We start from the raw sequence: 23928 nt of genomic DNA on the forward strand, positions 1-23928 counted from the left end.
TTCGTCCAGCGCTCGTACTTATAAATAGCGTCGGCCGTCGTTGCCTGCGACACCACTCGACGCCCGAAAGCCCCGGCCACGGTAGCGCTCGCGTTGCTCGCCTTAGCACCTCACCCCGGACAGTCCGACACGAAACCGGCCCCAGCGTTCCCCGACGGTAACGCATAACCGGCAGCGGCCCGCACGAGTAGCAAATGGCGGACGAACACGGCGGCTTCGAGAACGTCCGCGAGAACGTCGACGGCAACCCGATACGACGGCTCCTGGCGTACGCGAAGCCCTACTGGCTGCGGTTGACCATCGGCGTGATCGCCTCGTTCTGCACCCGCTTCGCGCGGCTCGTGCCCCCCATCATCGTCGCGACGGCGATCGACCGGGTGGTCCTCGGGTCCGGCGAGCCGGGGCTCCTCGCGGACGCGGGCATCGTGCCGGTCGACCCGATAACCGGGCAGGTGGCCCGGTTCGCGCTGCTCCAGCGGCTGGTGGTGATCGCGATCCTGGCGTATCTGATACGCTCGGCGACGCGGTTCGCGTCGCGGTACCTCATCCAGTCGGCGGCCCAGAAGATCCAGCGGGACCTCCGGAACGATACGTACGACCAGCTCCAGCACCTCTCGATGAGCTTCTTCGCGAACCACCAGACGGGCGCGATGATGTCCGTCCTCAACAGCGACATCAACCGCTTAGAGCAGTTCCTCAACACGGAGTTCCGGCAGCTGATCCGCGTCGTCGCGACCGTCGGCGGGATCGGCATCGTGCTGTGGTTCTACTCGCCGAAGCTGGCCGCGATCGCGCTCGCACCGGTGCCGATCATCGGCGTCGCCAGCGCGATCTTCCTGCGCTGGATCGAGCCGAAGTACAAGGCGATCCGCGAGACCGTTTCCCGGCTCAACACGCGCTTAGAGAACAACCTCGGCGGCGTCGCCGTCGTCAAGGCGTTCAACCGCTACGCGTTCGAGCGCGACCGCGTCGCGGCCCAGAGCCAGACGTACCACGACGAGAAGGTGAGCGCGCTCCGGATCCGCCGCGGGTTCTTCGCCGCGCTCCGGCTGCTCACCGGCGTCGTCTTCGTCGTCGTCCTCTACATCGGCGGGCGCGACATCATCTTCAACGCGGAGGGCGCGCTCGGCGCCGGCGCCCTCGCGGCGTTCTTCCTCTACCTCCGCCGGCTCTACTCCCCGATGCGCCGCGTCGGCAAGTCGGCGAACAAGTACCAGCTCGCCGAATCCAGCGCCGAGCGCGTCTTCGGCCTGCTCGACCAGGAGTCCGAAGTGACGAACCCCGAGAACCCGCACGCGCCCGAGACGATCGAGGGCGACGTGGAGTTCGACGACGTCACCTTCGGCTACGACGACCACGAGCCCGTCGTCCGCGACGTTTCGCTGGATGTCCCGGCCGGAACGACGGTCGGGCTCGCTGGCGCGACGGGCGCCGGGAAGTCCACGCTCGTGAAGCTCGTCGCTCGCCTCCACGACGTCGACGAGGGCGCCGTCCGCGTCGACGGCGTCGACGTGCGCGAGTACGACCTCCGGACGCTCCGAGAGGAGATCGCCATCGTCGAGCAGAACCCGTACCTCTTCTCGGGGACCGTCGCCGAGAACATCGCCTACGGCGACCGCGAGGCGCTCGACGTCGAGAGCGGCCAGATGGACGACGCCGACGTCGTCGGCGAGGCGTTCGCCGACGTCGACGCCGCGGGCGAGCCGAAAGCCGCCGTCGACGCCGACGGGAGCGACACCGTCGACGCCGACGCCGTCCGCGAGCGCGTCGTCGAGGCCGCCAAGGCCGCCGAGGCCCACGAGTTCATCGAGGACCTGCCGGACGGCTACGACACGCAGGTCGGCGAGCGCGGGATCAAGCTCTCCGGGGGCCAGCGCCAGCGACTCGCCATCGCCCGCGCACTCCTGAACGACCCCGCGATCATCATCTTCGACGAGGCGACCTCCGACGTCGACACGGAGACGGAGGACCTCATCCAGGAGAGCCTCGACCGCCTCATCGCCGACCGCACGGCGTTCGTCATCGCGCACCGGCTCTCGACGATCAGCGGCGCCGACCGCATCGTCGTCATGGACGACGGCGAGGTGATCGAGACCGGCACGCACGACGAGCTGCTCGACCGCGACAGCGAGTACGCCTCGCTGTGGGCGTCGCAGGCGGACGCGACGACGGCGACGCCGACCGCGGACGACTAGGCGAGACCCCTTCTCCGTCCGCGGGGTCGGGCTTCCGGCGCCTTCTCCGAACAGTAAATTTACGACGCGACAGTCGCATGGTATCGTATGCCTCGTCGAGCGAAGCGACTGGCCGAGTACTGCGAGGACCGGCTTGGCGACGGCCTCCGGGCGGTGGGGTACCATTCTGACACGGCGATAGAGGTCGTCTACGTCCGGGAGGATCTGAAGGAAAAATACCCGCCGGATCGGGTGGAACGTTTCATCGACGCCTCGCGGTCGGTCCACCGGGACGTCGCCGGGATGGACGATCGGATGGGGACGCCGGAAGCGAGCCTGCACATGCTCGAAGAGGGGCTCATCATCCAGTTCCACTTGCCCGACGACGACGTGGTGTTCCTGTCGATGGACCGCGACGTCGGCCGCAATTTCACCAGGTTCATCCGCGAGTGCATCGAGGAGATGTCCTGAACAGGGGGTGCCGGTGCCGTTCCGCGGCGGGCGCTGAGCCGGCGACGCACTGGCGGGCGCTGAGCCGGCGACGCACCCGTGAGCGTCCCGCCAGTCCGGGGAGCCATCACCATCAAGACGCTGCCCGTGGACGTTCCGAGTACTCGTGGTCGGATTCTATCGTCGCCTCGTCCGGATCCTTCGACACTTCCTCCCCTTCATCGTCGCGTATCTGCGTGACCGCCGGCGGTTCCTGCTGTTCGGCCCGCCCCGGCAGATCCCCGAGGAGCGGCATCGCGAGCGGGCGACGCGGCTCCGCGAGACGATGCTGTCGCTCGGGCCGACGTTCGTCAAGATCGGGCAGGTGCTCTCCGTCCGGCCGGACCTCGTCCCGAAGGTGTACCGCGAGGAGCTCTCACAGCTGCAGGATACCGTGCCGGCGGAGACGACCGGCGATCCGCGCGAGGTGCTCGACGCCGAGTTCGAGGGCGACCCTTTCGGGGATATCCGGGAAGTCGCCGGCGGGTCGCTCGCGTTCGTCTACCGGGCGACCTACGAGGGCAACGACGTCGCGATCAAGGTTCGCCGGCCCGGCCTGGAACCGCTGATCGACACCGACCTCCGCGTGATCAACTGGCTGTTGCCCGCCTTCGTGCGCTTCGTCCCGGAGCAGTACGAGTACTCGTTGCGCAACCTCGCCGACGACTTCGAGCGCGTCATCTTCGAGGAGCTGGACTTCGCCCGCGAGCGACGGATCATGACGGAGATCCGCGAGGACTTCGCCGACGACGAGCGCGTTCGGGTTCCCGAGGCCTACGACGACGTCTCCACGGAGCGCGTGCTGACGATGGACTACCTCGACGGGACCAAGATCACCGACACCGATGAGCTGCGTGCTCGCGGGTACGACCCGAGCGAGTACGCCCGCCGGATCCTCAGGGTGTACCTGGAGATGGGGCTCGTCCACGGCGTCTATCAGGCGGACCCGCACCCGGGCAACCTCGCGGTCAACGAGGACGGGCAGCTCGTCATCTACGACTTCGGCATGAGTGACCGCCTCGGCCCGGAAATGCAGTCGACGATCATCGACCTCTATCGCGCCGTCGTCCACGAGGACGTCGACCTGCTGATGGACGCGCTGGTGGACCTGAACGTGCTCGACCCGGACGCCGACCGCGCCGAGGTCGGCCGCGTGCTCTCGCTCGTCGTCGAGGAGCTGAAGGCCCGCGAGGGGCTCACCTGGCGGGACATCGTCGCCGAGCTCGGCGAGATGATGTACGAGCTGCCCTTCCGCATCCCGCCGTCGGTGATGCTGCTCATCCGGGTCGGCACGGTCGGGGAGGGCGTCTGCCGGCAGCTCGACCCCGAGTTCGACTTCGTCGCCGAGGTTCGCGAGTACCTCCGCGAGCAGGGCTGGCTGGAGCGCGGCTTCGAGGAGCTCGTCGAGGAGCGCCGCGAGCAGCTCGCCGACGCGCTCGAAGCATCGATCCGATTGCCCGAGAAGGTCGAGTCGCTGGTCGAGGCGGCCGAGTCGACCCACGAGAACGTCGGCGTGCGCCGCGAGCGGGAAGCCCGGATCCGGGGACGACTGGTTGGGGACAGCGTGATCGTCGCCTCACTGTTCGTCGCCGCCGCACTGCTCGCTGCTATCGACGAGCGGTACGGGCTGGTCGGCTTCCTCGTCGCCGCCGTTGCCTGGGCGCTCGTCGCTCGCAGCAGGGCGGGGGACTGAGTCCGGACGGGGAGCGGGACTGACCCCGGACGGGGCGAACTGGTTCACCAACCGCGGGCATCGAGGACCGATACGAACGGTCGCAGGTCGGAACCGAACGATGGTTCGGCCCCGCGGTCGACGACGACCGAATCCCGCACACGTTCGGGGAGTCGAATCACGGACGGAAGCTCTATTTATATACTTTGGACCAGATATGTTCCCGCTTTCTCCCGAGAAGTTGGAATCTTCTAACCGATATTAATGATAGTTGCCCGTATGCTCAACTGGAGGGAACCCCAATGTCCCAGCGCAATCACTCCGGACGGCGCCAGTTCCTGAAAACCGTCGGCGTGGGCGGTGCCGCCCTGCTCGCAGGGTGCGCCGGCCAGGCCGCGGACGCCCCGACCGCGTCGGAGACAGCCGGCGGCGCCACGGAGACGGCGGCGCCGAGCCTCGAGCCCGCCAAGTCCGTCGACGTCGACCGGGTCGCGGCCGACCCGACGGATATCCCGGACCCGATCGACCGGGACGAACCGCGCGATCTCGAGTTCACGCTGACGGCTGAGGAGGTGACCGCCGAGATCGAGCCGGGCGTCACCTTCGACTACATGACCTACAACGGCCGCATCCCCGGCCCGATGCTCCGCGTCCGCCACGGCGACCGGGTCCGACTCCGGTTCGAGGTGCCCGCGGAGCTGAACGACGCGCCGCACAACGTCGACTCCCACGCCATCTACGGGCCCGGCGGCGGCGCGGAGGCGACGACGCTCGCCCCCGGTGACGAGGTCGCGGAGATCGAGTTCACCGCCTCCTACCCCGGCGCCCACATCTACCACTGTGCGGTGCCGAACATGGACATGCACATCAGCGCCGGCATGTTCGGCTCGCTGCTCGTCGAGCCGAAGGAGGGCCTCCCCGAGGTCGACCGGGAGCTCTTCTTCGGCCAGCACGAGCTGTACACCACCGGCGAGGTCGGCGAGCAGGGGCACCACGAGTTCGACATGGCGGCCATGAAGGAGGAGGACCCGACGTACGTGGTGTTCAACGGCGAGCCCTACGCCTTCACGGGCGACCGCTACGGGCCGGTGACCGTCCAGAAGGACGAGGACGTCCGCGTGTTCCTCTCGAACGGCGGCCCGAACCTGCTGACGTCCTGGCACGCCATCGGCAACGTCTGGTCGAAGCTCTACCGCGACGGCGACCTCGTGAGCGAGCCGGCCCGGAACGTGGAGACGACGCCGGTCGCGCCCGGCACCGTCGCCGCCGCAAAGATGGACACGCCGGTCCCCGGCCCCATCAAGATGGTCGACCACTCGCTGTCCCGCGCCGGCCGCCGCGGCGCGCTGAGCGTCATCCAGGTCGAGGGCGAAGAGGAACCCGAGGTGTACGACGAGGATCCGTGACGTAACGACGGAGGCCCAGCATTGCGCCCCGAACACCTTCGGTCCACCTTCTTCGCCCGTTCGCCCGATTCTTCCCACCGGGACCAGCCTGTCGCCTCTGTGAGCTGCCGACCGGCGAGCGCCCGTCGCCGGCGACTCACTCGTACTGGACGACCAGGTCCTGGACGAAGGCCGAGAGTTCGCAGGTGTGCTCGAAGTCGCCGAGCGTCACGGTCGTGCGCGAGGACTCCGGCGTCGCCTCCCGCACCGCCTCGAACGTCACGTTCGGCGCCGAGAGCACGTCGCCCTCGCGGTCCAGCACGACCTTTCGGTAGACGTGCAGTTCGCGCTCGTCGGGTCTGACGCCGACCTCGCGGACGCCGTCCGGGTCGTCGAGTCGCGTTCGAACACGGTCTTTCACCGGTCGTCTGGCGACGTACGGACACCTGGCGGCGAGCCACTCGTCGGCCGGGCGATACTCGTCGGCTGGGCGCACGACCTCCCGGTCCGGATAGAACTCGACCTCGTCCTCGAGGTCGATCGTCGTTTTCACGCCGTCCGCGAGTCCCCGGGCGGGGCGCTCGTGCCACTCGTCGGGGACGTGCTCGTCCAGATCCGGCGTCCCCGAGCGCCCCGGAAGCGGATCTCCGGTACAGCCGGAGAGCGCGACCGCCGCGCTGGCGACGACGGCGCGTCTGGAGGGCATGGAACTATCGCGGTGCTGATTTGTTAAATACTTTCTCCGTCCCTCACCGGGCTCGGTCGCTCCGGTTCAATCGCCGTGAGACGCGTGGACCTGCAGGCGTCCGTCGTCTTCGATGTAGACAGAGATCGCGTCCACGGCCACGCCGCCGCCCGCTGACTTATAAAGACCGACCCACACGCTGTCGTGGGTCCCGTCCTTGAGTCGCGCTTCCAGGTAGAACGCGCCCGTTTCGGAGAGAAAGTCCTGCTCCGTCACTCGTTCTCCGGACTCGACCTGAAACCGATCCTCGCGCTCCCAGACCGGGGTCGTCTCGGGCGCTGGCGTTTCGTCTCGCGGGCGGGTATCGTCCTGGTCCTCGCTCGTTTTCGTGACCGTGACGGTGACAGCGTGGTCCTCGGAATGGTCGTTGGTGATCGCAAGGCTCCCGGGGTCCTGTTCGGAACCGGCGCCGAAGAGACACCCGGCAAGGGCGCTACTGCCGATCGTCGATCCAGCAGCCTGGAGGAGCGCTCGCCGCGACCGAACGGGGGACATAGTCACTCCTGACAGGGACCCTGCATGAATCTTCTGCCGTATCGGGAGCCGGGTCGTACTCCGGACCGATTCATCGGTTCGGCAGTCGTCCGTCGATCCGTCCGTGGTACGACGAACGCGGAGGCTGCCCCTCATCCCGAGTGAGGGGTACAGGAAATTCGCCCGAAAAGCGACCGGCGCTACGCCTCGACAGTGCGGACGCACCGCCGGTGCGTCTCGTCCTCCGCGTTCCGCAGTTCGACGACGTACTGCCTGCCCGTCGCCCCCGACGCCAGTTCGTCGCGCGGCGCCTCGGCGCGATATGGCTCCTCGGCGGCGCGGTCGAGCTCCTCGCCGCCGGAGACGAGGACGACGTGGTCGACGCCGCGCGATTCCTCCTGGTGGCAGGTGACGGTCTCCGAACCGGCGTTGCAGGCGACCTCGGCGCCGACGGTGGACTGCGCGGCACCGAAGCCCGGGGTGAAGTCGAACAGCAGCAGCCCCGGCGTCCCCGTGCCGACCAGGAGGACGACCGCGAGGAAGACGCCGGAGTTGAGCTTCGAGCCGTGCTCGACGAGCCGCCGGAGGACCGGGTCGCTCGCGCGCCGTCGCAGTCGCACGATCCCCGGCACGACGACGAGGTTGGGCTCACGGATCCGGATCGTCGGAGTCCCAGACTGTGGATTACTGCGTACATGTTCGGCGCCCGCTTCCGCGGGCTGAGAACGCCCCCGAACCGATTCACCGAACCGGCGGAGAGCCGTCAGTCGGACCGCCCGCCCCGGCTCGAGAACCACTTGGGCAGCCCCGTCGCCGACGGCGCGTGGACGACGACCGTCCGCACCATGTTGCCGACGAAGAGGACGACGCCGGCGACGGTCGCCGCCATGCCGACGACCAGGGCGACCTCGACGGCGCTCGCGCCGCTCACGACCGGGCGACCAGCGACGGACGGCGCCGCGAGAGGCGCGGCGACCGCGAGGCCGACCACGAGCAGTCCGCCGACGGTCGCCGCGAGGTCGAGGGCGGCGAGCCGCTCGTCGTACAGGTCCTCGATGGTCGGGACGGCTTCGAGCCCGACGCGGTCGCTGTAGCGGTGGACCCAGATGAGGAACGGGACGACATGATACAGCGTCCCGAGGACGACGAAGCCGATCGCCGCGAACAGGAGGAAGGGGCCCAGGCCGGGCGCGCCGAACCGGAGCACGGCGTCGCCTGCGACGGAGGCGGCACCGCCGGCGACGGCGCCACTACTGGCGACGGAGGCACCACCACCGGCAACGGCGCCTCCGCTGCTGCCCGTGCTGACTCCCGGGTGTAGCGCCGCGGAGCCCCAGGCCAGGCCAGCGGTGACGGCCCACGCGACGAGCGCAACGGCGACGAGCGCGTATCGGCGGGTCATCGGCGACGGGGCGACGCTCGCGTCGCGGACGCGACGTGCAAGGACCCAGCCCACCGCGAGCACGCCGCCGGTGACGAGGACGCCGCCGACCGACGCGAGGCCGTCGTGCCCGAACAGTCGCCCGACCGCGAGGGTGGCGACCCCCGTCGGAAGCGCGACCGTCTCGACCGCCTCGAGCCCGCGGTCCAGCGGTCCCGGGTCGCTCTGGGTGAACATCGGTCCCAGCTGGGAGAGCGCGCCGGCCACCGTGACGAGGACGCCGCCGAACACCGCCAGCGTGGCGTGGGCCGCGACCGCGTTCGGCCTGCCGACCGGACCCACGGGGAAGACGGCGTACCGAAAGTCGAGCGCGAGGGCAGTGGCGACGGTCACCGCCGCGACGAAGAACCCGAGCGCGAGCGCGAAGTGCGTCTCCGTCACGTCCCAGGGACGGGCCGCCATGAGCGTCCGGCCGACGTTGTAGCTGAAGACGACGAGGCCGACGACCATCGCGAGCGCGAACGGAACCCCCGTAGCCGGGACCCCGACCCACAGCGCAGCTGCGAAGCCCGGGACCCCAACGCCGACGAGCGCGAGCTGGAGGCTCCCGAGCCGGTTCGAGTGGAGCGGGACGCCGGACCAGACCGGGACGAACTGCGTCACGGCGCCGAGGATCGTCAGACCAACCCAGCCAACGAGCAGGAGGTGCGCGGCGGCGACGCGCGCAAAGCCAGCTGTTCCGGCGGCGACGCCGACGACCTCCGGCAGGGCCAGCACGAGCGCGGCGAGGCTCCCCGCGAGCAGGAACCCGAGGCCGACGAGGAAGTGCCGGAGCGGGATCGAAAGCGGGGGCTGTACCTCCGTCGAGAGATCTCCCGGGACCGCGCTCATGGCTGGAGCAACGCGACGCGCCGGCCTCCGTCTGGCGTCGAACATGTTCGGGCAAACGTGGATGGCCACGACGCGGGGAGTGTCGTGCGCATGCCTACACTCGACGTGCGCGACATCGCGCCGGTGAACCGCCACGACAGGATCCACGACGAGTTCGACGCGCTGGAGCCGGGCGAGAGCCTGGTCATCGTCAACGACCACGAGCCGAAGCCGCTGTTCTACGAGATGGCGGCGGAAGTCCCCGAGTTCGACGAGGAGGCGTACAGCGTCGAGCAGGAGGCGCCGGACCGGTTCGTCGCCGAGTTCCCGAAGACGGAGGCGTAGCGATGGCGGACGCTGAGAATCGGGAGGTGTCCGCGGGCACGGACACCGAGCACGTCACGCTCGCGGAGCTGACGACCGAGCCACAGGCGACGGCGTTCCCCGACCACGAGCCGCGAACGGTCCGGCTCTCGCTGGACGCCGGCGAGGGGGTTCCCGAGCACACCCACCCGGGCCGGGACATCGTCTTCCACGTGCTCGAGGGCCGCATCGAGCTTGGACTCGACGACGAGACGCTCGACGTCGCCGCCGGCGAGCTGGTCCGCTTCCCCGGCGAGCGGCGCGTCAGCCCGTCGGCGCCCGAGGACGCGACGGCGCTCGTGCTGCTCGCGCCGCGGGCCGACGAGTAGCGCCGGCCCGCTTTGCCGTCCCGCTTTTCACAGCCCCTTTCCGCGAACACGTTCGGGACAACCGACCCCCGGCTGGCGCTCGTACGATTCGGTGATGCAACGCGACACCGACCGCTTCGCGGAGGCACCGACCGACGGGCCGACCGAAACGCTCGACGTTCGGAACCTGGGCCCGCCGAACCCGCTGACGGAGACGCTGGAGCTGCTGCCCGAGCTCGACGACGAGACGGTACTGGTGCAGCGCAACGACCGCGCCCCCCAGCACCTCTTCCCGAGGCTCGAGGACCGGGGGTATACGTTCGAAACGGTCGAGGTCGACGACGGGTTCGTCACCGCCATCTGGCGGGAGGAAGCATGATCTTCGGCGACGACGGCGAGGGCGCCGAGTTCGACGCGCCCGGGGAGTTCGTCCCCAAGAACGTCCCGGCGCCGGGGGCCTTCCTCGACGGTCACGCGGTCCTCGCGGGCGACGCCCACCTCGCGGTGCACGCGGAGTCCCGCGACCGCTTCGAGCGCTTCGGCGTCTACGACGCCACCTTCGGCTACAACCTGGCGAAGCTGAACCGCGACCCCCGGCATCCGGAGGCGGGCTTCCGGTACGGCGTCGATCCGGAGCGGCCCGAGGTGCTTCGCGTCGAGTTCACGCCGACGACCGCGTTCTGCCCGCAGAGCACCACGCTCACCCGCGGGATCTTCCGGGCCTGGAACGCCACCGACTCGGCGTTCCGGCTCGTCTCCGTCCGCGTCGACCCCATGCACCAGCGCAGCGAGGCGACGAACGACCGGCTCCGCGAGCTCGAGGCGCACTACGAGGAGACCGGCGAGATCGTCGACGAGGCGGGCGCGTCGGACGCCGGTGAGGCAACCGGCTTCGATCCCGGCGACCTCGACGACGGTGGGTTCGACGCCGACGGGTTCGACACCGACGACCTCGACGAGGAGGCCGACGCCGCCGACACCGCCGACGATGCCGGCTCGGACAGCGGCGGCCTCTCGGCGCCGTGGTGAACACGTTCGGACGAACGCGTTTGCCGGTCGGTCCCCTCTTTCCGATCGATGTCGACGAGCGACGACACGACCGAGACTACGGAGCATCGCCTGGACGTCCGCGACGTCGACGGGCCGCCGTTCACGGTCATCGACGACGCCCTGGGCGACCTGCCGGCGGGGGAGTCGCTGACCCTGATAAACAGCTTCGAGCCGGAGCCGCTGTACGAGGTGCTCGAAGCCCGCGGGTTCAGCTACCGGACCGAGCAGGTCGCGGCCGACGAGTGGCACGTCCACATCGAGGACGTATCGTAGCGCACGGCGCGCTTTTCGGTAGCTGCCGGCGAAGATTCTCTATCCAGCATTAGTGGTGAAGCCGAACATTCGAATCGGCCAGTGCAGAAGAGGAATATAGCGACTATTTGGTTTGATACCCCGGCGTTAAATATAACATCAATGACGGATACAGACACCACATGGCATTGAAAGATATCCAGTGTGCCGTGGACGGATGTGGGGGGATGGTACAGGTGACGATTGATTCCAACGAGGAGATAACCGATGTTAGGGAAGGGAAAGTTGGCTATGATCGCGATTCTGTACAGACTTGTCCGGAATGCGGGGAAAGAATCAGTGTTTGGGCTGAGTAAGGTCAAATAGTTCCGAGAGGCAGTATATAACCGGCTATTTTGTGATAGCTGCTTCAGCCGGGTTCTGAATACCGAAACCGCATTTCCGCCCACGCTCTTTTAAATCCCGACCGCCTCCACGACCACCGCGACCAGCAGACAGCCGAGGTACGCGTTCGAGGCGTGGAAGCTCCGGACCGTCGCCCGATCGCTGTCGACGCGGTACTGCCGGACGACCGTCGCGACGAACACCCCGCGGAGCACCGTCGACGTGACCGCGTACAGCAGGCCGAGGTCGGTGACGGCGCCGAGCCAGCTCGCGGTCAGCAGCGTCGCACCGAGCCAGCCGAGGATGCGCCGGCGCGTCAAGCTGACGCCCTGCACGACCGGGACCATCGGGTACGACGCCGCCGCGTAGTCCTCGCGGTAGACGATGGCCAGGTTGTAGAAGTACGCGGGCGTCAAGCAGCACACGACCGCCGCGAGCAGCAGCGCGGGAACCGCCACCTCGCCGTGTACTCGAGCTGGGCGCCGAGCGCGACGAGGAAGTAGGTCCCGACGACCGTCCAGGTGAGCAGGGAGGTGAGCCGCGGCGGTTGCACACCCAGGGCTCGCCGCTCGTCGGGGTCGGGTATTACCCCGAACGTGTTCGCCCCGGATGGCTGCGCACGCGATCGACGGACGCGGGCGACGCTACTGCGCGACGACCGGCGCGTCCGGCGTGTCGCCCATGAACTGCTTCATCACGGACTCCTCCGCGCGCTGGAGGATCTCGCTACACGTCGACTTCGCGATGTCCTGCTTCTCGGCGAGCTCCGTCAGCGTGCAGTCGCGCGGGTTGTCGTAGTACCCCTCCTCGATGGCCGCCGTCAGCAGCTCCTCCTGGGTGTCCGTGAGCAGCGTGTCGGCGTACGGGCCGTGGCCGATGAACACGACGTCGACGCCGACGTCGAGCGCCTCGAGCTGGCGCACGAGCTCGGAGAGCCGGCCGTGGTCGCCCTCGACGTCGATGGTCGCGTGGCCCTCGCTGATGACCACCGGCGGCTCGATCGGCAGCCCGGAGCGGCGAGCGGCGCGGAGCAGGGTCGGCTGCGTGGTCTCGATCTGGACGGTGAGCGAGCCCTCGTCCCGCTGGAGTTCGACCACGTCCGCGAGCGCGGGGTGGTCCCGCATCGCGGCGAGGACGGCGTCGAGCTCGTCCGCGTCGACGGCGACGAGCGCGTGGCCGGACTCCTCGCCGGGCACGTTCGCTCGCACGGTGAACTCCGCGGCGTCGAACGCCCGAGAAACGTCGCCGACCCACTGCCCCTCCGGGATGTCGAGCCGGAACCGGGCACAGGTCATCGGCCGTCACCTCCGCTCGGGACAGCACCGGTCGGGACGGTCGTCGTGCAGCGGTGGACCGAGGGACGGGTCGGGCCTACTGTTGGCCCCCTGTCGGAACGCGTCGGCGATTGGCTCGTCATATCTACGGGTTGGCGGGCTACCGGCCAGACCCTGACCCTTCATGGTTTCACTCTTTAAGTACCTCGGCCGAACATCGACGGGTCGATCGCTCCACTGACAGGGTGGCCCACCGGATCACCCCTTTATATAGTCCGAGCATAACATGTTCGTTTGTGTTCTCAAACTCCGATAAGCGTTATCTTCGGAATGTCTGTAGCGTTTTGGTGTATATATGTCTAACCCCGATTTTGATCGGCTGGAAATTCGGTCGGGTATTTAGGGTGGTGTCGACCCGACTCCCACATGTGATGACCCGGAACGATCGCTCCCGGACACTGTCGCGTCGTGGCGTGCTCAAGGCGGCCGGTCTCGCGGGTCTCTCCGGCCTCGCAGGCTGTCTCGCCCCGTCGGACACCGGTTCGGGCGGGGCGAACGCGGCGACGCCGACCGCGACGCCGACGACCGGAGAGAACGCCTGGGACGGCGACCCGACCAGCGTCGAGACGGACCACGACTACACCGGTTCGCCCCAGGTCGTCGACCTCGACGAGCAGGACGGGCAGGTGACGATCCGGACGGTCCCCTGCCGACACGAGCTCGTCGGCGCGGAGGCGAAGGGGGAACCGCTCGAGCTCCCCGAGGTCTGGGCGTTCCAGGCGGACGACCGCGAGCCCAGCGTCCCCGGCCCGACGCTCCGGGTCACCGAGGGGACGACGATGGAGGTCACCTTCGAGAACACGGCGCACAACCGCCCACACACGCTCCACATGCACGGGATCCGGAAGGACTGGGAGGACGACGGGGTCCCGTCCACGACGGGGATTACCGTCGGGCCCGGCGAGACGCACACCTACGAGCTGGAGGCCAACGTCCCCGGAACGCACTTCTACCACTGCCACTTCCAGACCGACACGCACCTCGATCTCGGGATGTACGGCATCCTCCGGGTCGACCCGAAGGACTACGAGGAACCCGACAGGGAGTACTTCATGACGGTCAAGGAGTGGGACACGCGCCTCTCCGCGATGACGGCCGGCGCCGACGTCGAGTACAGCACCGAGGACCGCGACCCCGACGAGTACACGATCAACGGACGCGCGGCGCCGACGACGTTCCACCCCGAGAAGGGGACGCCGATCGTCGTCTCCGAGGACGACGACGTGCGCGTCCACATGGTCAACGCGGGCTACATCAACCACGCGATGCACCCCCACAACCACCGGTCCACCCTCGTCGCCAAGGACGGCGGTACGATCCCGGAAGCGAGCCGCCACAAGGAGGACGTCTTCGACGTCGCACCGGCCCAGCGGTACACCATCGACTTCCCGGCGGACGCCGACCCCGGCATCTACCCGTTCCACTGCCACCGCGTGAACCACGCGCTCACCGACGGCCAGTACCCCGGCGGGATGCTCACGGGGATCGCCTACGAGAGCGAGATGGACTCCGAGGAGTTCGCGAGCCTGATGGACGCCGCGGGCTACGAGGGCTGAGCGGCGTCGACGTTCGTTCTCTCGAAGTTCCCCTTTTAAAGTAGCTAAAATCTGATTTCAGTATTCAGTGTCGGTGGGGAAGCTAAATCTCCCTATCGTCCAATACAGAGAAGTCCCGCCACTCTATTCTTGCAATTATTCATAACCTGTCAAGAAGACCGGGTGAGGTACAGAAGATGGGTTTTGCCGCAGTGTTGATTAGATGAACCAATCTCAACCCGGCAAAGGTATACAATCATATAATTCAGCACAATAGATATTTATTGCTAGGCCCAAATTTCCGATTATGACAGACATTGATGAAGAAGAGATCACGTTCGTCAATGAATTTGAGTGCGCTGACTGCGAGGAGGAACTAACATTACTTCAGCTCAAAGGAAAATACATGACGGTTAATAGTATGGCCGTGCCCGCCCTGACCGGTGCAGGCCTAGGTTCAATAGGATCAGGGATAGCAGCTTTTGGAACAGCTATATCTGGAACTTTACCCTTTGCAGCTGTTGGTGCATTGGCAGGAGGTGCAGGAGTCAACGTAATGGGTGACACAAAGGATTCGTTACAATGTCCTGAGTGTGAGTCCGATCTACACATTGGGGAAGGAGATAGCCGATAATGTTTCCATCCGGTTAAAGCCTGTTCTGGGGAGGTAAGCACTATCATTTCGATTCTGGGAATCAGGCTTTGGATTGATGAAACTCTCTTAGACCAATCCGAATCCGTCCGTGATGGCTGTTTCAGGTGAGTACTGAACAAAGAGACCACGTTGCCAACCACTATCCACCAAGGGCCATCCCAGCCGTTTCTGTTCGCATTTCGTTGCTGATACCGGAGTTGTCGCCGTCGACGGCGTCGCGCGGGCTACGGACTCCAATCTCCATTTATAAACGGGCGTCCGAACTCCTTCGGGCGGTTCTCGCACCGAATCGGAACCCGCTCGACCCCTTACGTGGTCGCCTCGCCTATCCACAACTGGAGGCACCGACCCATGTCCGTCACCGAACTCGAGCGCCGCCACTTCGGAGAACCGGTTCCGAGCCCCGTCCGCGCCATCGCCGGCCTCGTCGTCGCCGTCGGCCTCGCGGGCCACGCCGCACTCGCCGGCGCGGCGCTGACGTTCCTCGCGGAAGTGCTCCCGACGCTCCTGTAGCCGGCGGCTGGAAGCGGTCGCCGCCACGACCGCGCCGCCGCCTGCAAGGCTGACCGCAGTCCCGGCTCCAGCCTCCGTTTCGCGACGCTGCTGCCAGCGCCTGCCGCACCTCCTTTTATAATCGCTGCCCGCCTCGATGTCCGTGTGACACAGGAGTACGAGTCAGAGCTGACAGCCACGCGGGAACAGGTCGCCGCGGCGCTCTCCGGCGTCGCTGACGGCGTGCTCGCCGGATCCATTCGCCTCGGCGACGGCGACGACGCGGTCGCCGTCGACGCGCCCGAGGAACTGGACCTGGAGATCGAGCTGGAAACCGAGGGCAACGAGGTGAGCCTGGAGGTCGAGCTGGAGTGGGAGGCCGCCGACGCGGACGACGCCGAACCGTCGGCCATCGACGAGGTCCCGCCCGAGGACGTCGAGGTCCCGCCGGCGGCCGACGCCGAGAGTGCGGCCGACGACGCCCCCGCCGCCGATGCGGCCGCCACGGAGGCCGCGGCGCTCGTCGGCGCGACCGACGCCACGCAGTCGCTCGCGCGGTTCGAGGTGTACCGCGACCGCGGCGACGAGTGGCGCTGGCGGCTCCGCCACCGCAACGGCAACGTCATCGCCACGAGCGGCGAGGGGTACACGCGCAAGCACAACGCCTGGAAGGGCCTGCGCAGCGTGATGGGCAACGCTCCGGCTGCGGACGTGACGGAGCTGGAAGAGACGTAGCCACAGCCGGTCGCGTCGGCGACGCCTTTTTAAAAGAAAAGGTCCGGAAGCCGCCAGCGATGGCGACTTCGGTGAGTCGCCGTCGGTCAGTCGTCGTTGCTCAGTCGTCGTCGCTCAGTCGTCGTCGCTCAGTCGTCGTCGCTCAGTCGTCGTCGCTCATGATCCCCTCGGCGACGGCCATGTCGTCGACGCTCGGGTCGTCCTCCGACCGGCGGAGGGCGAAGCGCTTGCGGACGAGGTCGGCCGCGTAGATGGCGGTGCCGAGGATGATCAGGGTGTCGCCGGGGAGCCGCGCCCAGAAGAGATCCTGGACGAGCGGCCGGTTGTAAAAGGCCAGATTGCGTGCGGCGTCGTAGCTCCCCGTGAAGACGGCCTCCAGCTGGAGGAAGCCGACCGGGAGCACGGAGACGAACACCATCAGCGCGAGGCCGACGTTCCAGCACCAGAAGGACGCCCGGAGCCAGGAGCCGTCCCAGCGCTCGGGCTCGATGGCGATCTGGAGCATGTACGCGACCATGCCTAAGGCGAGGAAGCCGAACGCGCCGAACATCGCCGCGTGGGCGTGGCCGACAGTGAGGTAGGTGCCGTGCTCGTAGTAGTTGATCAGCGGGAGGTTGATGAAGAAGCCCAGCACGCCGGCGCCGACGAAGTTCCAGACGCCGCTGGCGACGATGAACATGAAGGGGAGCCTGTACGGGAACTCGCCCGTCTCCGACATGGCGGTGTACTGCCCCAGCGCCTCGTAGAGGATGAAGACGAGCGGGATGAGCTCCAGCGTCGAGAAGACGCTCCCGATGGGGATCCACGCGTCCGGCATGCCGATCCACCAGTAGTGGTGGGAGACGCCGATGACGCCGCTACCCATCACGAGCAGCGCCTGCAGCATCACGGCCTTCTCCGCGCTCCGGCGCGTGAGGAGGTTCATCGACACGAGCGTCAGCCCGATGATGGCGACGATGAAGAACTCGAAGGCGCCCTCGACCCACATGTGGACGACCCACCAGCGCCAGAACTCCGTGACCGCGATGTTCGTGCTCGGCGTGAACATGAAGCCGGCGACGAACAGCAGCGCGATGGAGCCGCCCGCGTAGAGGATCATGTGCGCGAGCCCGAACACCGGCTCGCGGTCGAGCAAGGGCTTGAGCCCCCGGATCGTCAGCACGGCCCAGAGTCCGAAGCCGACGAGGAGGCCGAACTGCCAGAGCTTGCCGACCTCGAGGTACTCCAGCCCCTCGTTGCCGAGGATCCACCAAAGGCGCCCGTCGATGTAGCCGTTCGCGCCGAGCCAGATCCCGCTGAGACCGCCGACGGCGACGACGACGATGGCCCCGAGTAGCACGTTGATGTACGTCGCCTGCCGGTCGGGTTCGTGCCCCGTCAGCAGCGGCGGGAGGAACAGCCCGGCCGCGAGCCACGTCGCCGCGATCCAGAGGATCCCGAGGTCGATGTGCCACGTCTTCGCGATGGCGAACGGGAGGATCTGGAGGATGTGGACGCCGAAGATCTCCTCGATCCCGAAGAACCCGGCCCGTTCGATGTAGAAGTGCGCCAGCAACCCGCCCAGCATGACCTGCGCGAGGAACAGCCCGGCCGCGACGGGGATAAAGCGCAGCGCCGCGCGCTGGCTCGGGAACACGCTCACGTCGCCGGGTTCCGGCACCGTCACGTCCGCGGCGGACGGCTCCGGGAGCTTGACGGACTGGTAGAGCCAGATACCGAAGCCGGCGCCGGCGACGAGGAGGATCATCGCGATGACGCTCCAGGTCATCGCCGCGCCGGTGGCGTCGTTGCCGGCGGCGGGCGAGTACGGCCAGTCGTTCGTGTACGAGTGGCTGGCCTCGGGCCTGTCGGTGTGGGCGAACCAGGCCGTCCAGAGCGCGAAGTCCGCGAACTGCTCCGCGTCCTCCTCCGTCGCGATCATGCCCGCGGGGATCCCGCGGTCGTGGTCGCCCTCGTGGTAGCGCTCGACGTAGTCCTGGGTGACCTGCTCGTGCGCGTACACCTCGGCGGCCGAGTACTCGATGTTGCCGCCGTCGTACGCGCCGTCGAGGTCCTGTTTCACGACGGAGTCGACCGCGGCCTGTTCCTCGGCGGCGAGCGCGTCGTAGTCGTCGCCGTAACGTTCCTGCGCGTAGTACTCGCGCATGTACTCCGTTTTCAACTCGAGCGCGTTGGCGGTGTAGTCCACGCCGTAGTACGCGCCGTTACCGAGGATCGACCCGTGGTTCATCAGCCCGTTCTTCTGGAACGCCCGTTTCCCGTCCCGGATCTCCGCGTCGGTGACGATCGTCTCCCCGTCGGGTCCGACGACCTGCTCGGGGATCGGTGGCGACTCCTGGTACGCGAACCACGCGCCGCCGCCCATGACGACCAGGTTGAAGATGAACGCGACGGTGATCACCTTCGCGATCGTCTTGCGTTGTATCTCCATACAGGTGCTGCTTGGCGTTTCAGGCCCTTTGAACGCCTGTCGGTTCCCAGACGACGGGGAGGACCCAAAACATGTTCGGCCGATCGCCGGCTGGAGGCGAACGTTTCCGGAGCCGACAGACGAGTGGGCCAACCGCTCCCCCGACCGGCGTCGGGACGAAGCGCCCACCGGAGGGAAAACCATTAGCCGCCACCCCACCTGGGTCCGGGCATGTACGAGGACATCCTGCTCCCGTACGACGGGAGCGACGGGGCAGCGGCGGTACTCCACCACGCCAGCGAGATCGCACACTGGGCCGACGCGACCGTTCACGTCCTCTTCGTGGCGGACACGACCCGGGACTCCGTCACTGTCGTCGAGGGGCGGACCGTCGACGCGCTCGTGCAACAGGGTGAGGACGTCGTCGAGGAGGCGACGAAGACTCTGGACACGCTCGGGGTCGACTACACGTCGACGGTCCTCCAGGGGAACCCCGCGCCGACCATCGTCGAGTACGCCGACGAGACCGACCAGGACCTGGTGGTCATGCCGACCCACGGCCGGGAGGGCATCTCCGGGCAACTCATCGGTAGCGTCACCGAGAAGGTCGTCCGGCTCTCCTCGGTCCCGGTGCTCGCCGCCCGCATGCAGCCCGACGAGGAGCTCGCGTTCCCGTACGAGGACGTCCTCATCCCGACGGACGGCAGCCCGGCGGCGACCGAGGCGGTCCGGCACGGCCTCTCGCTCGCGTCGACGCTCGACGCCACCGTCCACGCCCTCTCCGTGACGGACGACACGTCGCTGCTGCCCGACTTCGGCGGCGACGAGATCGACGACGCGGCCGCGACCGAGGCCATCGACGACCTCGTCGCGGCCGCGGACGACTACGACGTCCCCGAGATCGTCCGCCACGTGGAACAGGGCGATCCGGCCGAGCGGATCCGCGAGTGCATTGAGGCGAACGACGTCGACGTCGTCGTAATGGGGACGACCGGACGGCGCGGTACCGACCGGATCCTCCTCGGGAGCGTCGCCGAGAAGACCGTCCGGTCGGCGCCGGTGCCGGTCATTACCGTCGGTAAATCGGACTGATCGGCTGCTCCGCGCGCTTCGAGTCCTGCGCTGTGGCCGTCTCAGTAGTTGACCAGGTCATCTTTTTATAAGTAACCTGAGATAGCCGTTCGACGTAACTTCGAATCCAGCGTTGCTTCCTCCGCCAAAAGCGGGAGATGTACCGTGTCGAGTATAAACCGATTCTCAGTACTGGTCGCTTCCTCGTCTCAGCAGTAGACGACACTGCCATCACTCTTCGATGCCACCGGTTACATAGCCATATTTCAGTAATGAGACAAAAATAATGCCGCCGGTGACGTTCCCGACAGTCGCGATCAGGAGAAAACGAACGTAGTCAGCAACCGTAATCGACGGGGACGCGAGCAGGCCGGCGAACACTTCGACGTTACCGGCGATAGAGTGCGGCAGGTGACCGAATCCGATAATCGTGGTGATCGCGACGACCAGGAGGATCCGAGCAGTCGAACCTTTGACCGACGTGACCATCCACGAGAGCAATCCCATCAGCCAACCGGCCAGGACCGCAGCGAAAAACGTCGACGTGACGGAGTGCGAGAGGAGCGGCTCGGCCAGACGGACGAACGCTGTCGGGGCAATTATCCCGTATTCCGTGCCGAACGAGACCATCCCGGCGGCGAAAACGGCCCCGCCGAGGAGGTTCGTACAGTAAACCACACCCCACAGTCGAGCCAGGTCGGAAATCGTCGAATCCCCGTTCAACACCGGCAGGACGGCGAGAGTGGTGTGTTCCGTGAACAGCTCCGTGCCACTGAGAACGACGAAGACGAACCCGAGAGAGTAGACGAGCCCAGTCGCGATCCGTAAGGTCGGCTCGCTCCACACCCCAGCGGCAGCAGTGATGAGTGCCGTCATAAACAAGGGGCCGAACCCGATGTCGAGTCCGGCCGAGAGCCCGGAGAGCGCGAGTCCACGCGTCGGTCGCGAAAGCTCCTCCTGGCCGATCTCCAGTTGGGCCCGCAGTGCGTTTTCCTGCGAAACAGGGGTATGTTCGGCTTCGGAACTCCTCTCGGCTATTGATTCAGCATCGGTGGTTCCCGCTTCGCTGGGCTGTGGAGTCATGAATCAAACAGTCCGTGAGAGGACACAGGTGGTTGCCCCCGACGACGGGAAAAATCCGTGCTACCGTTCGCACATGAAGCGGCTCGCACGATTCCCGATGCCCTCGCGTTCAGGTAAACTGGCTGAACTGAACGCAGGCTCGTGATCGATACGACCTCCGCAGGAATCGACACGCACTCGGTGGGGTGACGGCTCCCGTCGGACACCAGCCACAAACAGCTTGAACCCGAAATTACCCACGATGCGAACGTCCACAGCTATCATGGCTCTCGGCGCCGTACTGTTCGCGATTCCCTTCCCGGGAACGTTCGTTCTCGGCGGAGCAGTCGCTCTCTTCGGCACCCTTCTGCGCTGGTCCGGCATGTGATGGCACGTCGGGCTCTCTCCGGCCTACTCGCTCCCCTCGCTCGCTCCTTGAGAGTGGAGGCCACACCTTGCAGTACGCTGACTCGAGGTATCACGTAGTGACCGAGTTTATAAGTGTGAGTTCGTAACGACCCCCACATGAGACATTTCGGGCTCAAGGTACGGATGGCCGTCGTCGGCGGCATTCTCGCGGCCTTCTACCTCGTCGCGGTCGCCGCGGCGATGGTCGTGTACGGAACGGGTATCTGGCCGCTCGCCGTCGTCGGGAGCGTCCTGCTGGTCGGCGTCCAGTACAAGGTCGGCAAGTGGGGCGCGCTCCGGAGCGTCGGCGCGGAGGACATGCCCGAAGCACAGTACGGCACGATCCACCGACAGGTCGAGCAGCTCTCCCGGGACATGGGCATCGAGAAGCCCGACCTCAAGGTCGCCCGAATGGGCGTCCCGAACGCGTTCGCGGTCGGACGCAAGGGCGCCGGCGTCGTCGTCGTCTCCGAGGAGCTCATCCAGCTGCTCGACCAGGACGAGCTCGAGGGCGTGCTGGCCCACGAGCTCGCGCACATCGCCAACCGCGACGTCGTCACGATGGTCATCGGCCAGGGCATCGCGTCCATCGTCGGCATCGCCGCGCAGTTCGTCGTGCTGATGACTGGCGACAACGACCTCGCGGACTTCTTCCTGGCCATCGTCGTCGGGAACCTCGTGCAGTTCCTCGTGATGATCTTCGTGCTGGCTATCTCGCGGTACCGCGAGTACGTCGCGGACGCCGACGCGAAGCGCGCCATCGGCGGCGGCGACCCGCTGGCCCGCGCGCTCGAGAAGATCCAGCAGGGGAACCAGCGCGCGCAGCGGTCGGAGATCGACGAACAGGTGGGCGCGCTCTGCATCTTCGGAAGCGACCGCGGGCTCCTCCAGAAGCTCGTCTCCACGCACCCGCCCGTCGAGGAGCGCATCCAGCGGCTCCGCTCGTAGATGGCCGGGCTCCGCGAACTGCTCGCCGTCGCGCTCGGCGCGCTCCTCGGACTCCTGCTCGTCGCCGCGCCGCGGACGGCGCTCCAGCTCTCCGTCGTCGGCGGGCCGCAGCGCCCCCGCGGTGACTACGGGAGCGACGGCGACGTCGGCGATACGTGGGTCTGGCTGGTCCGGGCTCTCGGGGTCGGCTGCCTCCTCGTCGCGGCGGTCATCGGCTACGGAGCGTTCTTTTAAAAGCGGGTCGTCGCCTACCGGGCATTCTTTAAAACCGAGTCGTCGAAGCACCGTCGAGCGCGAGGCTGCTTCGGCCGCTACTCGTCCGCGGGGCCGAGGTAGCCCCACGACTGCAGTCGGTCGCCCTCGCCGTCCAGCCAGCGCTCGCCGACGTCGTCGCGGTAGTAGAGGTTCGGGATCACGATGTCCTCCACGCGGCCGTAGCACTGCTCGCGGGCCTCGCGCATCGTCTCGCCTTTCCCGGTGACGACGATGGGCATCCCGTTCTCGCCGGCGACCCGCCACTGCCCCTCCACGTTCTTCGCGTCCTCGATGTGGACCCCCTCCCGGCTGTCGGTCTCGAAGACGACGGCGGCGTTCCGCGAGTTCTCGTCGTAGGTCTTCTCGTCGTCGAACGGGAACGGCGGGAGCACGACGCGGATGCAGACCTGGAAGCCGTCGTGGACGTCGAGTTCGGGGTCGCGGCCGTGCGCGAGGTCGTCGAAGAACTGCCCCGTGCCCGATTCGAAGGACTCCTCCTGGAGCGTGATCGTCGGGTAGCCGAACCGGGGCGTGAACTCCAGCGGGTAGATGCCCGAGGCGTTGACGATGCAGTTGAGGTCGATGCTCCCGACGTACCCCTCCGCAGCGAGCCAGTCCTCGAGCTTGCCGAGCGTCTCCGCGAACAGCTTGTTCTGCCCGGACCAGAACATCGAGGTCCCCATCTCGCCGGTCTGCGGGCCGATGTTGCCCGGGAAGAGCTTCTTGTGCTCGAAGTTGAAGTTCACCTGGTCGATGAACTCCTCGCCGTCGAAGAAGCCGCAGACGGCGACCTCGACGCCCTCGACCTTGCGCTGGAGCTGGAACCCCTTCATCCGGTGGCCCCAGGCCTTCTCGTAGGCCCGCAGGACGTCGACCACGTCGCTGCCGTCGTCGTCGCGGCCGACGTACAGCAGGCGCTTGACGTTCTGCACCTCGCCGAGCGGCTTGATGACGTAGGCCGCCGGGTTCTGCTGGACGAACGCGATGCCCTCCTGGAAGTCGTAGAACTCCCGGTGCTCGATGGTGTTGACGCCCTGTTCCTCGAGCACCTCCATCGCGTAGCCGCGGTCCTCCTCCAGCCGGTCGGTGTTCGGCGTGCCGCCGACGACGGCCTTCCCCTCCGCGCGGAGCTCCTGGGCGAGCTCGCCGGTGCCAACGTCGCTGCCGACCCAGATGTCGTCGAAGACGATGACGTCCGCCCAGTCGACCTCCGCGCGCCAGTCGTCCGTCTTCGGCACGAAGCCGTCGCCGATCTCCTGGTCGCTGTCCGCTTCGATGTAGTACTTCACGTCGTGGCCCTCGCGGTGGACCTGCCACGCGAGGTCGGTGATGAGGGCCGCGTCCGCCGAAACGAACAGAAAGCGTCTGGTGTCCATGGATCCCCATCGACGGCTGCCGACTTGAGTGTGCGTGCCGCCGCCCCGCACGACGACCTGTCGACGGACGGTGTGCCAGCTACTTATCGACGGACGGTAT

Annotated in this window: 27 protein-coding genes; 17 read left to right on the forward strand and 10 right to left on the reverse strand. The window is 67.1% G+C overall.

The genetic code is table 11. The features are described 5' to 3' along the window. Positions 1-194: 194 nt before the first annotated feature. The 4 genes from ACQE3M_RS11085 to nirK all read left to right on the forward strand — a co-directional run bounded on the left by ACQE3M_RS11085 (position 195) and on the right by nirK (position 5741). Positions 195-2195: an ABC transporter ATP-binding protein gene (locus ACQE3M_RS11085; protein ID WP_430505669.1), complete on the forward strand. Its 2001-nt coding sequence runs from the start codon at positions 195-197 to the stop codon at positions 2193-2195. Between the two features lie 87 nt (positions 2196-2282). Further along, positions 2283-2645, forward strand: coding sequence for a DUF7522 family protein (locus ACQE3M_RS11090; protein ID WP_430505670.1), 363 nt, complete (start codon positions 2283-2285; stop codon positions 2643-2645). A 145-nt stretch (positions 2646-2790) separates the two neighbouring features. Next, positions 2791-4356: an ABC1 kinase family protein gene (locus ACQE3M_RS11095; RefSeq protein WP_430505671.1), complete on the forward strand. Its 1566-nt coding sequence runs from the start codon at positions 2791-2793 to the stop codon at positions 4354-4356. Between the two features lie 281 nt (positions 4357-4637). Beyond that, a complete protein-coding gene (nirK, locus tag ACQE3M_RS11100; RefSeq protein ID WP_430505672.1) occupies positions 4638-5741 on the forward strand; it encodes a copper-containing nitrite reductase in 1104 nt (367 codons plus the stop codon). Positions 5742-5877: 136 nt separating this feature from the next. Here nirK and ACQE3M_RS11105 read toward each other — a convergent pair whose 3' ends face one another. The 4 genes from ACQE3M_RS11105 to ACQE3M_RS11120 all read right to left on the reverse strand — a co-directional run bounded on the left by ACQE3M_RS11105 (position 5878) and on the right by ACQE3M_RS11120 (position 9211). Beyond that, positions 5878-6426 (reverse strand): hypothetical protein, encoded by a 549-nt coding sequence (locus ACQE3M_RS11105; protein WP_430505673.1) that lies wholly within the window; start codon positions 6424-6426, stop codon positions 5878-5880. Positions 6427-6492: 66 nt separating this feature from the next. Then, positions 6493-6960, reverse strand: coding sequence for a hypothetical protein (locus ACQE3M_RS11110; protein WP_430505674.1), 468 nt, complete (start codon positions 6958-6960; stop codon positions 6493-6495). Between the two features lie 179 nt (positions 6961-7139). Further along, positions 7140-7559, reverse strand: a complete 420-nt coding sequence (locus ACQE3M_RS11115; RefSeq protein ID WP_430505675.1) for a hypothetical protein — start codon at positions 7557-7559, stop codon at positions 7140-7142. Between the two features lie 143 nt (positions 7560-7702). Beyond that, positions 7703-9211 carry a hypothetical protein gene (locus ACQE3M_RS11120; RefSeq protein ID WP_430505676.1) on the reverse strand — a complete coding sequence of 503 codons (1509 nt, stop codon included), beginning with the start codon at positions 9209-9211 and terminating at the stop codon, positions 7703-7705. A gap of 90 nt (positions 9212-9301) precedes the next feature. Here ACQE3M_RS11120 and ACQE3M_RS11125 point away from each other — a divergent pair, with 90 nt between their 5' ends. The 6 genes from ACQE3M_RS11125 (at position 9302) to ACQE3M_RS11150 (ending at position 11519) form a co-directional block, all read left to right on the forward strand. Then, the gene (locus ACQE3M_RS11125) at positions 9302-9535 is read left to right on the forward strand and encodes a DUF2249 domain-containing protein (protein WP_430505677.1); all 234 of its coding nucleotides are present in this window, start codon (positions 9302-9304) and stop codon (positions 9533-9535) included. A gap of 2 nt (positions 9536-9537) precedes the next feature. After that, positions 9538-9882, forward strand: coding sequence for a cupin domain-containing protein (locus ACQE3M_RS11130; RefSeq protein WP_430505678.1), 345 nt, complete (start codon positions 9538-9540; stop codon positions 9880-9882). A 94-nt stretch (positions 9883-9976) separates the two neighbouring features. Then, on the forward strand, positions 9977-10240 hold the full coding sequence (locus tag ACQE3M_RS11135) for a DUF2249 domain-containing protein (RefSeq protein WP_430505679.1): 264 nt from the start codon (positions 9977-9979) through the stop codon (positions 10238-10240). Then, positions 10237-10890 carry a hypothetical protein gene (locus tag ACQE3M_RS11140; RefSeq protein WP_430505680.1) on the forward strand — a complete coding sequence of 218 codons (654 nt, stop codon included), beginning with the start codon at positions 10237-10239 and terminating at the stop codon, positions 10888-10890. The genes ACQE3M_RS11135 and ACQE3M_RS11140 overlap by 4 nt, the downstream gene beginning before the upstream one ends. A 48-nt stretch (positions 10891-10938) precedes the next feature. Next, the gene (locus tag ACQE3M_RS11145) at positions 10939-11184 is read left to right on the forward strand and encodes a DUF2249 domain-containing protein (RefSeq protein ID WP_430505681.1); all 246 of its coding nucleotides are present in this window, start codon (positions 10939-10941) and stop codon (positions 11182-11184) included. A 161-nt stretch (positions 11185-11345) separates the two neighbouring features. Then, positions 11346-11519, forward strand: coding sequence for a hypothetical protein (locus tag ACQE3M_RS11150; protein ID WP_430505682.1), 174 nt, complete (start codon positions 11346-11348; stop codon positions 11517-11519). A gap of 99 nt (positions 11520-11618) precedes the next feature. Here the strand turns inward: ACQE3M_RS11150 and ACQE3M_RS11155 are convergent, their stop codons facing one another. The 3 genes from ACQE3M_RS11155 to ACQE3M_RS11165 all read right to left on the reverse strand — a co-directional run bounded on the left by ACQE3M_RS11155 (position 11619) and on the right by ACQE3M_RS11165 (position 12842). After that, a complete protein-coding gene (locus ACQE3M_RS11155; RefSeq protein WP_430505683.1) occupies positions 11619-11963 on the reverse strand; it encodes a hypothetical protein in 345 nt (114 codons plus the stop codon). Then, entirely contained in the window at positions 11960-12100 is a 141-nt protein-coding gene (locus ACQE3M_RS11160; protein WP_430505684.1) for a hypothetical protein, read from the reverse strand. The genes ACQE3M_RS11155 and ACQE3M_RS11160 overlap by 4 nt, the downstream gene beginning before the upstream one ends. A gap of 91 nt (positions 12101-12191) precedes the next feature. After that, positions 12192-12842, reverse strand: a complete 651-nt coding sequence (locus ACQE3M_RS11165; RefSeq protein WP_430505685.1) for a helix-turn-helix domain-containing protein — start codon at positions 12840-12842, stop codon at positions 12192-12194. A 410-nt stretch (positions 12843-13252) separates the two neighbouring features. Between ACQE3M_RS11165 and ACQE3M_RS11170 the strand changes: the two genes are divergently transcribed. The 4 genes from ACQE3M_RS11170 (at position 13253) to ACQE3M_RS11185 (ending at position 16298) form a co-directional block, all read left to right on the forward strand. Then, positions 13253-14437 (forward strand): multicopper oxidase domain-containing protein, encoded by a 1185-nt coding sequence (locus ACQE3M_RS11170; RefSeq protein WP_430505686.1) that lies wholly within the window; start codon positions 13253-13255, stop codon positions 14435-14437. A 286-nt stretch (positions 14438-14723) separates the two neighbouring features. After that, complete coding sequence (locus tag ACQE3M_RS11175) at positions 14724-15050, forward strand: hypothetical protein (RefSeq protein WP_430505687.1); 327 nt, start codon at positions 14724-14726, stop codon at positions 15048-15050. A 372-nt stretch (positions 15051-15422) separates the two neighbouring features. Continuing rightward, entirely contained in the window at positions 15423-15584 is a 162-nt protein-coding gene (locus ACQE3M_RS11180; RefSeq protein WP_430505688.1) for a hypothetical protein, read from the forward strand. Positions 15585-15728: 144 nt separating this feature from the next. After that, positions 15729-16298, forward strand: a complete 570-nt coding sequence (locus ACQE3M_RS11185; RefSeq protein ID WP_430505689.1) for an amphi-Trp domain-containing protein — start codon at positions 15729-15731, stop codon at positions 16296-16298. A gap of 142 nt (positions 16299-16440) precedes the next feature. Here ACQE3M_RS11185 and ACQE3M_RS11190 read toward each other — a convergent pair whose 3' ends face one another. Next, on the reverse strand, positions 16441-18729 hold the full coding sequence (locus tag ACQE3M_RS11190; protein WP_430505690.1) for a nitric-oxide reductase large subunit: 2289 nt from the start codon (positions 18727-18729) through the stop codon (positions 16441-16443). Positions 18730-18939: 210 nt separating this feature from the next. On the opposite strand from ACQE3M_RS11190, the gene ACQE3M_RS11195 reads away from it, so the two are divergent. Then, complete coding sequence (locus tag ACQE3M_RS11195; RefSeq protein WP_430505691.1) at positions 18940-19800, forward strand: universal stress protein; 861 nt, start codon at positions 18940-18942, stop codon at positions 19798-19800. A gap of 210 nt (positions 19801-20010) precedes the next feature. On the opposite strand, the gene ACQE3M_RS11200 is transcribed toward ACQE3M_RS11195, so the two are convergent. Further along, positions 20011-20862 (reverse strand): formate/nitrite transporter family protein, encoded by an 852-nt coding sequence (locus tag ACQE3M_RS11200; RefSeq protein ID WP_430505692.1) that lies wholly within the window; start codon positions 20860-20862, stop codon positions 20011-20013. Between the two features lie 531 nt (positions 20863-21393). On the opposite strand from ACQE3M_RS11200, the gene ACQE3M_RS11205 reads away from it, so the two are divergent. Further along, a complete protein-coding gene (locus tag ACQE3M_RS11205) occupies positions 21394-22197 on the forward strand; it encodes a M48 family metallopeptidase (protein ID WP_430505767.1) in 804 nt (267 codons plus the stop codon). Next, positions 22198-22431 (forward strand): DUF6199 family natural product biosynthesis protein, encoded by a 234-nt coding sequence (locus ACQE3M_RS11210; RefSeq protein ID WP_430505693.1) that lies wholly within the window; start codon positions 22198-22200, stop codon positions 22429-22431. It abuts the gene before it with no gap. A 77-nt stretch (positions 22432-22508) separates the two neighbouring features. Here ACQE3M_RS11210 and ACQE3M_RS11215 read toward each other — a convergent pair whose 3' ends face one another. Beyond that, positions 22509-23828, reverse strand: a complete 1320-nt coding sequence (locus tag ACQE3M_RS11215; RefSeq protein ID WP_430505694.1) for a phosphoribosylamine--glycine ligase — start codon at positions 23826-23828, stop codon at positions 22509-22511. Positions 23829-23928: the final 100 nt, after the last annotated feature.

Source organism: Halosubterraneus shenae (assembly GCF_050510935.1).
GTDB lineage: Archaea > Halobacteriota > Halobacteria > Halobacteriales > Haloferacaceae > JBDGPU01.